We start from the raw sequence: 12,706 nt of genomic DNA on the forward strand, positions 1-12,706 counted from the left end.
GAAACTAATGCATCGATGCATGAACTGAAAAGAACTGGTTAAGGTTTGCTTTTAAATATCTCACAACCTTTGTAAACCTTTTTTGCAATCACTTTTCCATCATGATCCCAAGTACTTTCTGTGCCACAGGGAAAGGTTTCGCAATCATCGCATGCCGCATTGTACGAATACTCTTTAACCAATGCCCCTTTGTCAAATTCTAAAGCATGCATAAAATACGGCGTAAAATCGCAAGTGCTATTTGGTGATTGAAAATAACGCTTTGTCCAGCTGGAGATCTTATTACCCGTATCATCGAATGCTTGATAACTTAATGGTTTCCAGCAAGAACTGATGGATTTAAGAATGGTGATAGACTGTATTTTATCAAATGAACTATATTCCTTCACTGTTTTTATGTTATCCTGCTCTTCAGTTTTGGTGTAAGGCATTTTTATGGCACGTGGCAAAAGCCAGGGATTTGATATGGTCGGAGCGTCTTCGCCAACAAAATAGGCTTTATCTTCCTCCCACTGGATATCGGTGATCGTCCACATGATAGCTACAGATGCACTGTTAATTACCTGATGTTTTATCTCATCGTATAAGTAAACCTTGCCTGAAGCATCGCCAGAGCCGCCAGGCATCTTGAATAAAAAACGTTCGTAAAAGTATTTGGAGGCATAAACAGAATACTGCCTATCCGGACTGAAAGTTTTATAATATTTACCGCTGGTGGAAAACATCAGAACAACGGCTACAATAAAACAGAGCAAGGAAACCGCTAATGTTACAATGATCTTTTTATGCATTGGATCTCGATTAATCGTATTTATCTGCCAGCATTACAATATAACAAATAGTAAGCAGCAAAACCACAATAAAAGCCAGCGTTGCTGGCATTAACCATATTGTCGATTTCTGCTTCGACTTATTGGCATAAATCAAAGCCATAATTAATATAGGTAGATTAACCAATGCCAAAATATTGAGCTCGATAAATGCTACTGGGAATTGACTGCTGCCGTACTTATAACTATAATATAAATGTGCCAAACTCAACAGCTGTAATATTGCGATTGATACAGGCAAGACTTTAGAGCTCATCATATCATTTAAAATTTTCTCTGTGTTGGTCTTTCCTAATTATAATTATTACAATGGAAGAAGATAAATGTTTTACCCAATTTTTTCACTTTTTGCGGGCGATGTATTTGTTTTAAATCTCTAAAATCATTGTTTTCAATACCGAAATCAATTCTACCAATATAACTTTTTACTTCTGGGGCATCATCCCAATGGGGATCTAACAAAGTGTAAGCCAGGAAAATTTCGCCCTTTTTATTTGTGCGTACATTTACCATAAAAAACAGGTTAATACTGAAATCTTCTTGATACTCTTTCGCATCATCATAAAGCGTTTTGTATCGCTCAAAACTGTGCAATTCGCCATCTTTGCCAATGCCAACCAGTTGTGGCCTTGCCCTATAATTTCTATATAACCCTGTTAACGAAAACCTTAACTACATTAAATAAAATTGAGCGACTTCCTTTTGTACTTTATTTAATTTGTAATAATTAGCCACCAATTTTGTTTTTATGCTATCTGTTTTTTGAGCAAAAACCTTTGATGCACAAATAATTAAAAAGAAAGCTGTGTAAATTAGTTTTTTCATCGCCCTGCTTTGTTTTTAAAATATTCTGAAATCTCGAAAATCCAATCGCCACCTTTTGCAAATAGTACAGAAATGATAATTAGAAGAACCGAATAGGTTGAAAGTCTTTTAATAAAGCGTTTATATTTATTATCATCAGCTAAAAAATTAGCATCTGTAATTAGAAAAAGTAACCCAGCAACTACGCCTGATGGAATGCCTCCATAAATAGCAGGTACTATCCCCCAAAAATCATTGTAAAAAACTATATACCAACTAATAAAACTGATGATCACGCTCATTAGAAGGACTAATAACCCACCGAGAAATTTTTTTCCCATTAAGCCATACATGCCTAGAAGCGTTGCGATACCTAATGTTATGAATGTGTAAACCAGATCTGAAATAAACTCACTCTTTTTTTCTATTCGAAAAATAACGCAAAGGCTCACTAACAAGGTTATCCCAGAAGCAATTAAAAACTATTTTCTGTTTTCCATTCTGGTTAAAAATTAAGGAACATTAATGATGAAATTGCGAATAACACCAAGATGCAGAAATTGCAAACTGCCAATGTTTTTTTGTTTTTCACGAAAAGCAAAACCATTTCTACTGCCAAATAAAGAACATAAAAAAATGCCAATAAATTGAGTATTAGACTTGGATTGGAAGGCACAAGTTCATGTTTATGTATGGGGCTTACATCGAAAAGATTTGGATTTAAAATCAAAATAAAAACAAGCAAAATCCCGAGAATTATGATCGGAATCAGAATGCGTTTTAGCAGGTGAAATATGCTGTTTCTATTCATTTTAATGAGTATCTCTTCTTTTAAAGATATAAACTCCAATTCCTAACACTAACATCACGCAGGTAGCAATTAAATAATAGTTCAAAGGTTCGCTAACTTTTTTTTTAATCGAACCTTTCACATCCTTAATTTTATAAAGTGACTGGAGGGTTTCGTAGTCATCTATTTTTGTATTTTCTACATCGGCAGTCTGTATAATTTGCAAGTGATGTTTCTCATTGTCGAAATAATAAACATGATTGGCATCTTTAAAAAAATTATAATAGTTAACCTTAACCGATGGTGAATTGGGCATACTGTCAGCGCACTCATTTATAACTTCGACAAATGAACCTAAATAAGTTAAGGTTTCCTCATCAGCGGTAATTGGATACAATTTTTCTCCATCATATAGCGAGTAATTAAACAAATAAAACATTCCCAACTGCTTTACAATTTTACTGGTTAGCGCCTTTTTATTTTCTATGTGGATATTAAACCTGTCGCCAATAAAATAGATGTATTTATCATCAATCAAAGCTTTTGGCAAATAACTAAGGTAGCTTCCAATACTTGGAAAAAATTTTGCATCTGCTGAGATATTGGTACTGATGATTTTGAAATCATCATCCCCTTCGATATAATAAAAGTCATCCCCTCGAAATAGTTTCCCTTCAATTAGTTTTAAGCTCTTTGCATTAGTTTTCACATCATAAGGCTGACTAAAATGATCATCCCAAATAGGATAGATTTTACCACGAAAGAGCGTGTAATTACTGTTACCATAAAGTGGCTGCAAAATTTTGCCTGAAGAAAAACTGTAATCGATATCGATTTCCTCACCTGATACTGGATCTCTACCTGTGGTTGATGTACCTTCTCGTTTTTTTAGCAGTTGACCATTTAAATACCACGATGGCAAATTAGTATCGATAATTGTAAGTTTATTCATATCGGTTTTCAGTCCCAAAGCCAGCATTTGAGGCGTTAGGTTATCTGCAGATCCCTCTCTCCTGATCGAATAAAGATGGCTCGCATCAGCAAGAAAATCTTCATTATTTAATGGGTTAAAAGCATAATAAATCGTTGTTGCAGGGTTTAAATCAGGAACAATAGCCACCTTGTATTTTGGCGACGAGGCTTGATCAACACTGACTACAAAAACATTTTTATCACTTTTAACATAAAAACCATAGGCATAACTTTTAATATTAGTGATGTTTTGCGGTAATTCGTTTAGCACAACTTTAGTGATGCTATTTTCCCATGCATCCAGGTAAGTCCATTTTCCATTTAATAAAAATAGCCTGCCATTTATATGTTTCTGATTGGGGTTTGCACCAAGAATTTTAAAATAAACCGATGTGTTTTTATCGTATTGTTCTCTCTTCGGAAGAATATAGAAACCATTTTTATCGCCAAACATCAGCGTTTGTTCATCTTCGCCCGTAGCCTTGTATGTTGAAGCATCAATCCCTTTTAGCAGCACACTTTGCTGTTTTACATAGCTGAATCCATTTTGATCTTTTTGCGTAAACTGATAGTAAATACCATCACGTTTTTTCAAAATTTTAAAGGTGAGGCTGGTACCATTGTTATAACATTCGCTAGCCAAAGCCATTGTTGAAAGCGAGAGTAGCAACATTAATCCGCTGAAATATTTTAAGAGTAAGTTCATCACCAATTTGTTAGTTTTTAGAAGTTGGAACAGCATATACTGGCGTGTTATTATCCACTTCTCTAGTCAGGTTAAAGCTGCTCCCTTTCCCCCATTTAACTTCATAATCAAAGGAACTAAGCCAATATCTAAAATAATTTGTTGTATTTTTTGGAGCGCTTTCGACCATACCTACCAACTCAAACACTTTATAACAAGGTTTGGTTGGTTTTTGAAATGCAGGTGCCATTTCAAACTGAACTTTGTTTTCGTAAAGGCCATGACCAATCGAGTTTCTATAAAAATGATAAGTACCCAGGAGATACTGTTTTTTTTGAGGAGGCCCATAGGTTAGTTTCATATTAAAATCATCCAGAAAATCGAGTTTAACATCAGTAGTTTTATTTTTTGTAAGTGAGATTACGTACTTGCTTATATCTTCATTTTTATTTCTAACCTCAGTTTTTTTGGTGTCTAAATACCATAGGGTGTTCTGGAACGGATAACTCTCAACATATTCAAACCTTTTTTAGGCTCTTGATTTTTATCTAGATTTGCAGAATCTAACTCATTACGCTGTGTAAAACTGATTAAATTGTATGTTTTATTTTCGAAAGAAACTGCTCTTTTAATCTCAATTTTATAATAAATTCCTTTATAGGTTTTTTCGAATTTATCTACACCAGTTTTATCTAGGCCACTGTTTGCGGCACGTTTTATAAAGCGGTCCAAATTGTTGTTTGTGAGGTAATAATTTATCTGAACTTATAAAGATTTATCGCTGTTTTTCGATGTCACTTGTATCACTACAGACAAATCTTTTTTAGCATACGTGCTATCATTTGGCATAAAAAGCCTTTGTGGTTAATGTAGTTGTCATTGATCTTAATTACATTTTGTCATCGGTATAAATGATAGCCGTCAGATTTGTTGGATAAAAATCTTGTGCACTAAGTTTGCTGATCAAACCCGAAAATAATAAAACTGCCCACAGAAATATTTTTGTCCTCATAAAATGCTATGTTCTATATAAACATACCATTTAGCCGAGAAATAATCTTCGCCAATTATAATTCGCTGGGTTTGGGTTATAATTCGTTGAGAAATAGGTTAAATTAGCGTCGCCTGCTATTGGCAACGAAGCAATCTATGCGCAAACTTTGGTAGGTTGGAGTTAAGTTCTTGGAGCATGCCCCAATTGAGAAGAAAAAATCGGGATTGGGCAGCTGTTTACTCAAGCACCTTTGCATATTCGACTGTTTTGAACTGATCTACAGCTCTGCCCAAGCTATTTGAGTAGGCAATGTGTGATTCGTAAATCGAATTATCACAAAATTTTTGATAATCATTGGTAATGATTGGTTGCCCACATGGTAACGTAAAATCAATTTTTCCAATCTTACTGAAACGGTCAAAAAATTTTTCCAACTCGTTTCTTTCAACTTGGTTTACCCAAACGGATAGTTTGGTAGTCATTGCACCTAAATCATCCACTGTTGGTGTTCCTGATGCATAAAATGTACTCTGCAAAAAATCTTGCATGGTTGGCTTATGTACTGTTGTATCGCAGGTTCGGCAAATGGAGTAAAGACTGAAGCCAGACATTTTATAAATATCTACTATAAAAGCTGTTCCATAATTTCTGTCAGGGTACTGAAACGATAACACGTCGCCGATATTGAACAGATTGGGTTTCGGCTGCTTTTTTACTCTTTTAATTGGATTAAGATTGGGCTTACTTATTTTTTCAAGAAGCTCATCTAGTTCTTTTTGTCTTGATTCCGCAGTTTCTTTTCCAACTCCTTTTGCCCAATAATTAACCGTATTCTTTTGGTTGATGACCGTTTCCACTTCTTGCAGCATAATTTCTGTTAAAGCGCCAATTTCCCAAAAAGCTAATCCATAAACGGTAACACAAATCTCATACTCTTTTGTGTTCTCAGAAAACTGAGCTTTGCTATCCAAAAATTGATTGTTCAATTGGGTAAAATTTCTACCTTCTTGAAAACTATCCATAAAGTGAGCATATAGGTCTTCGGCCAAATCGCTATTAATAATTTTTACTCCGTCTGTTGCAATTTTTTTTTGTTTTGAGGTATCTAGATTTATTTATCACAAGTCCTTTCTTGTATTTGTGCAAATTCAATGAGAGGTTTTCTCATAATCCTCCATTTCCTCATAGCTTTCTGGTTCATAAGTAACACGGGCAAAATTTTTCATTATCAATTCTGTTTCAACAATTTTACCGCCTTCAAACTTCATCAGTTTATCTCTCCAGATTTCATTTTTCCGGTAAAATTGACCATCGATTTTCAAAAATCGATGGTCTTTTTCCACGACATGATAAGCATAGTTTAATTCGGAATTAATGCGTAACTCGCCCTCCAAACACTTATCGCTAAACCATAAGTTAATTTGAAAAATATGTTCTGTGTTGTTGATAAACTGGTAATCTATATAATTGTAAAAAACTGTGGCTCCGCTGCCAAAAGGTAAAACTCTCCCATCATCTGGAAATGGGTCGAAAGAATGGTGGCGGCGCTCTGTAACCGTAAGCGGACTATGGATAACCAGCCAGTGGATGAGGTTGGAAATCTGGCAAATTCCACCGCCAATGCCTGCTTTTGCTTCACCAAATGAAAGTTCCATTCCTGGTAAATACCCTTTACTTTTTGTAGGTAAACCCACCAGCTTGCAAAAAGAAAACGTTTCGCCAGGCTTAATAACAATTCCGTTGATTTGCGCAGCAGCAATTTTGAGGTTGGTAATTTTGTTCAATTGCAACTGCTCATTATTTTCACCTAGCTTTTTGAGCAATACCGATTGATGCTTTTTGATCCTGAATTGCAATTTATCTTCAGTTTTCGTCTTCGCATATTTTTTGCCATCGAAAGTCCATTCCAGCCGGCGTTTTAATCGCCTTGTCCAGATTGCCAAAAAGTACAAACATGGGTGCCTCTGACTTAGTAATTTTCTTTGTTTTGCAGGAGACGACTTGCTAATCAGTAGTTTCTTTTTCGCTTTTGAGTAGAAATACCAACCAATAATTAGAATTAAAAATCCCACAGTTAAAACCAGTAAAGATACCTGAAACATAGCTTCACCAACGTCTTGATTTTCACCTGAGCAGTCAACCTGATCTCCAAAAATGGTTAAACCTTGCTCACCTTCAAACATTGTTTTCTCGCATGCGAAATATTCTGGTGCAATCAGCCAACAAAACAATCCCAGCAAAAGAAACAGGAAGGTTGCATAAGATATGAGCAGAATTTTAAACGCTTTCATTACCAGTTTTATTTAATTAGTTCTGCCGCAAACTCTTTGAAAGTTTGTTGTGCACCACCAATTAGGTTATCCAAAACATTCTCATTTTCACCCTCACGGGTAATTTTTTCTATGCTATGTTCACTGTTATAGTCGAAAATGTAGGTCTCAACTAAATTTTCAGTCTGCTCCTCATCAATATAGGTATCAACTTCAAATACCACCCTAATTGATGTTGTATTAAGTTGATTGATATCTTTTACATTATAAGTCATTGCACAACCAGAGCCACAACTAATCGCAAAAGATTGTTTTTTGATGCGGCTAAAATCTTTCTTCGAATTTACAGCTCCCTTCTCCTTTACTCTCGGCCTATTTTCTATAGTATCTATAACAGGCTTTTGCTCTGATTTCTTTCTTTCATTACACGAAATAATTACGACTGCCGCAACAATCAATACATATAATTTCCAATTTAACATCCTTAATTTCATTTTATTTGCATTAAAACAATCTCAATTGACCTTTACATAATTCAAACTACTCTCCTGCCGAAACAGTAACCACCAATCATTATTTAACTTTGCTGCATACTGCAAGTGGATCATGTTGGTATATTCAGGCTCTTCTAGCGGAAGAAATTGATAAACACACTGCTTATTTGTAATTTCCAAATCACTGCTTAAGGTTAGTAATTGGATACCAGAATGTTGTTCGAGCTGAAATGGCGCAAACAATTTATAGTTCGAACCATCATAAACCACTAAGCCATCTTCATCATAATACCAATTTTCTATCAACTTGTGTTGCTCGCTTAATTGCTTTATTAAAGCTTTATCAAAGGATATCTTCGACAGATGATTGTTATCTAATTTCAATACATCAATGGTTTTATCATGAACAAACAAAGTAGAATGGCGCAAGGCTTTCATCGTTTTAATGCACTTTACATTTTCCAGTTTTTCATCGGTTTTTACCAGATAATAATCATCGCCCTGCTTAATACCGAAAACAAAGTCTTTACTACTTTTTAACCCATATTTCAGATCAACTAGCTCAAAATTTTTCCGGTAGTCAATTGCCGTACTAAATAATATATCTTTCAAAGACTTCGTTATCAAGTTTTCTCCGGTTTGTGTTTTTAAAACAAGGGCATAAAATTCCTTTGTTTTGTCATTTTTTGTGATGGTATAAGTTAACTTCTCACTAGTTTGTAGCTTTTCGACGTAACTATCGGCTCTTCTGCCAGCACTTTCTGGAATGGAGATTTCTTTTTTCGCTTTAAATTTATATTGATTTTCAGCGGTATCGAACTCAAAAAGGCTCCAATTCCCGTAATAGTCAAAAAAGTATAAGTTTTTATCTACGCTTTCAAAGGCTCTGATGTTAAAAACCTGCTTCTGTAGCCCTGTGTAATAGTCATATTTAGCATACTTTGAACTATCAATCGCCACGATTTGTCTACCTTGATATTGATCTACGTTATATGATAACATTTGTGCCCCAATAATTTTACCACTACTATAATCTGTACCAAATATCATGGTATTGCCATCATCATATTTATAAATTTGGCTGATACTATGTTGGTTCGGGTTGCAGTCTTTAAGCGCTGGTTCCTGATAGTTAATGGTTTTCTGAAACCAGACTTGCCATTGTTTTTTAGTCCATTCTCTGCTATCTCCATTAAATAAATTATTAACACGATGCAGGCGTTCTTCCGCTAATTCTTTCATCATTATTTTCGAGAATTGTACCGATGAACCGCTGCCCTTATCGGTATCGTAAAGGATATAACTTTTTAGCGTTACCTGCTTCTCATTATCTAAATTATCAATCCATTGTTTGGTATATAGCAAATCAGATCGGGTAATCTTATTCCAATCCACAGTATCTTTTAGCGAAGGATTTTCAAATATTTTAGTCCCGTAAGTTGCTTCGCTATCAGCCTTACTTTGTTTGGTATAAAAAACCGAGGGTTCATTTTCACTTAACTGCACCAAATCTAGCTTCACCAAATTTTTATCGCTTTGATAAATTTCTGATCTTAAAGGAATGACCAAAATATCATCGAAACCGACTCTAGCCGCATCTTCTTTGGTGAGATTAAGAAAATAACCGTTACCATATTCTGGAAGTTTTAAATGGCCTTTAGTTTTGATAAAGAGTAACCTATTTACTTCATTGCTAAGCCTAACTGCCCGATAATTTTCTTTAAAAACACCACTAACTGTGATGGTATTTTGAGCGAAAACCAATTTACTTAAAATCATGAATACGGTAAAAATTAGAACCTTCATCCCTAAATATGAGTAAAAAGTAACATATAAATCGTTCCGATTGATATTCGCTGGAGATAAATTATAATTCGTTTAAAAACAACTGATCAAATTAAAAAACACGCATTCTCACCAACTAAAAAAGCCCATTGTAATTACAACTAATATGATTAATAGATAGATAATGATTAGCGACGAAATCACTATTCCAATAATAGATAACCGTTTAGCCGTTTTTAGATTTTGAAAGTCTTGTGGCGTAAAACGCTCCACCGGCATTTTTAACTCTTTGGTACTTAGCACCAAAATAAGAATGGATAAGGTTAAACTGAAAGCTGAAAGCTCCGTAAAGTAAGGCATGATAAAATTACCGCGGCTATTGATAGTATGAGGTAAAGTTTAGGATTTCCCATTGTTTCTAAGCTGCTTTGTTTTTTTTCTGGCAAACTCAAATAATTCGCTACACTTATCTGCATAACTATAATATCTGGCATCACTAAAATCTTCCAGAAAAATTTTATTGTAACTCATTTTCGTTTTAATGGCTGGTAATTTAACTAACGCTCCACGTTCATTATTAGCTAAAGGGTCAAAATAATTCCACTCACCAATGTAATCTCCAGTAAGCAGGTTCACACTGCTTTCGCCGCTCCCATCATTAGCAGCATTACCCAATGCGTATCGGCTCATGCCAATCAATTGTACCCTTTTTAGGCTTTTATTGTATATAAATTGATTGGCATAACCGGCACGAATCCAATCGACCCGGTACTCAAAACCATTTTTTGTAGGTTCAATAATAGAATTTTCTGTGGATGTCTCGCTGCCTTTACTTGAAATTTTCTTGAATTTCAAAGTGGATAATCGACAAACGATTTTTGAAGTTTTCAAATCCACATAAACAGTATCCCTAATGCCATCAAAATCGATGTCTTTAACCAATTTCTGCTGTGAAAAAGCTGAATTATAAGAAATTAGAATCGCGAATATGATGAGGTATTTTTTCATAACAACTAATTTTGTTTACTGATCGCAATTTCCTTATGCTTAACAAAGAGGGCCGAAGATTTGCTCAAAAAGCTATCATAAATACGCTCGCTGAAATCGGTTAAATATATTTTCTTAAAAGGCATTTTTGTCTTAAATGTTGGAATCTCGATCAGATAGTTTTCTTTTTTTACATCATTATATGCCCAGTTACCAATGTAATTTCCAAGAAGCAAATTTACACTTGCCTCTCCGTTGGCATCGTATTCTGTTAAACCGCTTTCGCGATGCTGCATACCGATAAGTCTAATTGTATTTGTCTTCTTTTCGAATTTAAACTGACTTACACTACCGTAGCGGCTATAATTGATAAAAAACTCGAAGCCATTTCTATTGTTGCGAATGCCGTATTCTGATGAATATTCAATATTTATCGGCTTGCTTGAAATAGCTTTAAATTTCGTGGACGAAAGTTTGGCTATAATTACCTTTTTCTCCGTGTCAAAATAAACGTTATCCTGAATGCCATCAAAATCTAGATCCTTGACTAATTTTTCTTGTGCATATGAAGCTGATGATGCAAGAAATAAAAAACACATTAAAATTAGTCTGTTCATTTTTTAATTTTAATCTTTAAAACTGTATTTTTTTTGAGCCTTTTACTAAAAATCCGCTAAACTGAACATTTATCGACCTACTACACCGCCAAGAATCATGTTCAATCCAATGAGTGATATCCCGGTAAAGACTAATAAACTCATGTACAAATAGTTGAAAAAATCGGTTCGTTCTCTTTTAAAGATAATGGTAAGCAAGACTGAAAAAATCAGCTGGAAAGTTAAAATGTAAAGCCCAAAATAGTGCATCCAAATTGGATTTAAAATTTTATAAACGGCATTTAACCAGTTGGTATCTAAACCTCCCAACTGTAAACCAGTGCAAACCAAACTTAAAAATATATAAAAACTGATGGCATAGTTAATACGCCAAAACCATTTCCATTTATTTGCTTGCTTCATCGTTTATCAATAAACATCACGACATTCTATTATCAATTTCCGAACTGAGGCTATCTCATTCAATAATCAATACGTTACTTTTTTGAATTAAAAACTTGATGGGTTTTGAACTTTATCTTTGAGCTTTAGTCTTAACAGTTCCCTCATTAACAATCGCCTTGTAGCCTTCTAATTCATTTTTGTTTAAATTAAAAATCATATAGTCAGGTGCCACTTCATTCCAAGGCATTCTTTCTTCAACTTTTATTTTGTTCCCAGCTTTGTCATAATCGGTCACAATTATTTTATCTAAATCATTACTATTTGGCTTATTAATAAAATCAAAAGTTCGGCTCAATTTACCAGACCGATATTCTTCTGTTCTATTTTTAAGAAGTATTTTCTTGAAATAAACCTCGCCATTGCTTAGGTATTTTTCTTCAACATCGCCGAAATGCTTTTCTTCCAAGTTGCCATATTTATCATAAATGTTTACCGTTTCCTTTTTACGATCATTCCTTAAAATCAATGTTCCATCACTAAATTTTTCTTTAAGCAAAGGCTTTTCATTTAGGTATACCATAATGATACTATCGTTTCGTTTCTCTCGTCTAAAAGTTTGGGTTATGGTAATCAGGTAATCGTTTTTCTCCTTTTTTACATCAACCTTTTTGCTTTCTGTACAATAAGAATTAATCGCGATAGATGAAGTTAAGATGCCATTTTTATAAGTTTCTTTATAAGAGTTGCTATTTTTATAAACTCTCAACGAAGGCCCATCAACATAAAAGTTTTTATTCAGCGTAAAGCTAAAATCGCCATCGATAGTGCTCACCTTGTAGTTACCTGCTTTTTTAAGTTGTACATTGTTTTGACTATACACAATTGCGTTACCAAAAGCAGTGGTAGACATTTTATAGAAATCCTTTTCGGCAAGTTTTACGGTATCTTGTGCGCTAACTTTGCCCACCATTGCCAATAGCAGTAAAATGCTGATGTATATTTTCATTTAGTTATATTTTGATTGATAATAAGCAATCCGAAAAACCCTTGAATTTTTTCTTAGATGAAATTTTCTGTTTAATTGTTTGATCTGC

The 12,706-nt window shown here is 34.3% G+C and carries 17 protein-coding genes; all 17 read right to left on the minus strand.

The annotated features are described in order from the left end of the window. Window positions 1-38: 38 nt before the first annotated feature. A complete protein-coding gene (locus OQZ33_RS17880; protein WP_265800590.1) occupies window positions 39-791 on the minus strand; it encodes a hypothetical protein in 753 nt (250 codons plus the stop codon). Window positions 792-801: 10 nt separating this feature from the next. Continuing rightward, the gene (locus OQZ33_RS17885) at window positions 802-1,089 is read right to left on the minus strand and encodes a hypothetical protein (protein WP_265800591.1); all 288 of its coding nucleotides are present in this window, start codon (window positions 1,087-1,089) and stop codon (window positions 802-804) included. 32 nt (window positions 1,090-1,121) lie between these two features. Then, on the minus strand, window positions 1,122-1,424 hold the full coding sequence (locus tag OQZ33_RS17890) for a hypothetical protein (RefSeq protein ID WP_265800592.1): 303 nt from the start codon (window positions 1,422-1,424) through the stop codon (window positions 1,122-1,124). Window positions 1,425-1,502: 78 nt separating this feature from the next. Next, the gene (locus OQZ33_RS17895; RefSeq protein WP_265800593.1) at window positions 1,503-1,655 is read right to left on the minus strand and encodes a hypothetical protein; all 153 of its coding nucleotides are present in this window, start codon (window positions 1,653-1,655) and stop codon (window positions 1,503-1,505) included. Continuing rightward, window positions 1,652-1,975 (minus strand): hypothetical protein, encoded by a 324-nt coding sequence (locus OQZ33_RS17900; protein WP_265800594.1) that lies wholly within the window; start codon window positions 1,973-1,975, stop codon window positions 1,652-1,654. Before OQZ33_RS17900 ends, OQZ33_RS17895 begins: the two co-directional genes overlap by 4 nt. A gap of 471 nt (window positions 1,976-2,446) precedes the next feature. Next, window positions 2,447-4,102: a hypothetical protein gene (locus OQZ33_RS17905; RefSeq protein ID WP_265800595.1), complete on the minus strand. Its 1,656-nt coding sequence runs from the start codon at window positions 4,100-4,102 to the stop codon at window positions 2,447-2,449. 10 nt (window positions 4,103-4,112) lie between these two features. After that, on the minus strand, window positions 4,113-4,442 hold the full coding sequence (locus OQZ33_RS17910; protein WP_265800596.1) for a hypothetical protein: 330 nt from the start codon (window positions 4,440-4,442) through the stop codon (window positions 4,113-4,115). 113 nt (window positions 4,443-4,555) lie between these two features. Further along, window positions 4,556-4,813 (minus strand): hypothetical protein, encoded by a 258-nt coding sequence (locus OQZ33_RS17915; protein WP_265800597.1) that lies wholly within the window; start codon window positions 4,811-4,813, stop codon window positions 4,556-4,558. 498 nt (window positions 4,814-5,311) lie between these two features. Then, complete coding sequence (locus OQZ33_RS17920) at window positions 5,312-6,097, minus strand: hypothetical protein (RefSeq protein ID WP_265800598.1); 786 nt, start codon at window positions 6,095-6,097, stop codon at window positions 5,312-5,314. A 126-nt stretch (window positions 6,098-6,223) separates the two neighbouring features. Further along, a complete protein-coding gene (locus tag OQZ33_RS17925) occupies window positions 6,224-7,366 on the minus strand; it encodes a VanW family protein (protein ID WP_265800600.1) in 1,143 nt (380 codons plus the stop codon). Between the two features lie 8 nt (window positions 7,367-7,374). Further along, a complete protein-coding gene (locus OQZ33_RS17930; RefSeq protein WP_265800601.1) occupies window positions 7,375-7,839 on the minus strand; it encodes a hypothetical protein in 465 nt (154 codons plus the stop codon). Between the two features lie 21 nt (window positions 7,840-7,860). After that, a complete protein-coding gene (locus OQZ33_RS17935; protein WP_265800602.1) occupies window positions 7,861-9,645 on the minus strand; it encodes a hypothetical protein in 1,785 nt (594 codons plus the stop codon). 108 nt (window positions 9,646-9,753) lie between these two features. Beyond that, the gene (locus OQZ33_RS17940) at window positions 9,754-9,984 is read right to left on the minus strand and encodes a hypothetical protein (RefSeq protein ID WP_265800603.1); all 231 of its coding nucleotides are present in this window, start codon (window positions 9,982-9,984) and stop codon (window positions 9,754-9,756) included. Window positions 9,985-10,023: 39 nt separating this feature from the next. Further along, a complete protein-coding gene (locus tag OQZ33_RS17945) occupies window positions 10,024-10,632 on the minus strand; it encodes a hypothetical protein (protein WP_265800604.1) in 609 nt (202 codons plus the stop codon). Between the two features lie 5 nt (window positions 10,633-10,637). Then, window positions 10,638-11,228, minus strand: coding sequence for a hypothetical protein (locus tag OQZ33_RS17950; protein WP_265800605.1), 591 nt, complete (start codon window positions 11,226-11,228; stop codon window positions 10,638-10,640). Window positions 11,229-11,297: 69 nt separating this feature from the next. After that, complete coding sequence (locus tag OQZ33_RS17955) at window positions 11,298-11,630, minus strand: hypothetical protein (RefSeq protein ID WP_265800606.1); 333 nt, start codon at window positions 11,628-11,630, stop codon at window positions 11,298-11,300. Window positions 11,631-11,742: 112 nt separating this feature from the next. Continuing rightward, window positions 11,743-12,618, minus strand: coding sequence for a hypothetical protein (locus OQZ33_RS17960; protein ID WP_265800607.1), 876 nt, complete (start codon window positions 12,616-12,618; stop codon window positions 11,743-11,745). Window positions 12,619-12,706: the final 88 nt, after the last annotated feature.

The organism is Pedobacter sp. MC2016-05 (genome assembly GCF_026239735.1).
In the GTDB taxonomy this organism is placed as follows: Bacteria; Bacteroidota; Bacteroidia; order Sphingobacteriales; family Sphingobacteriaceae; genus Pedobacter.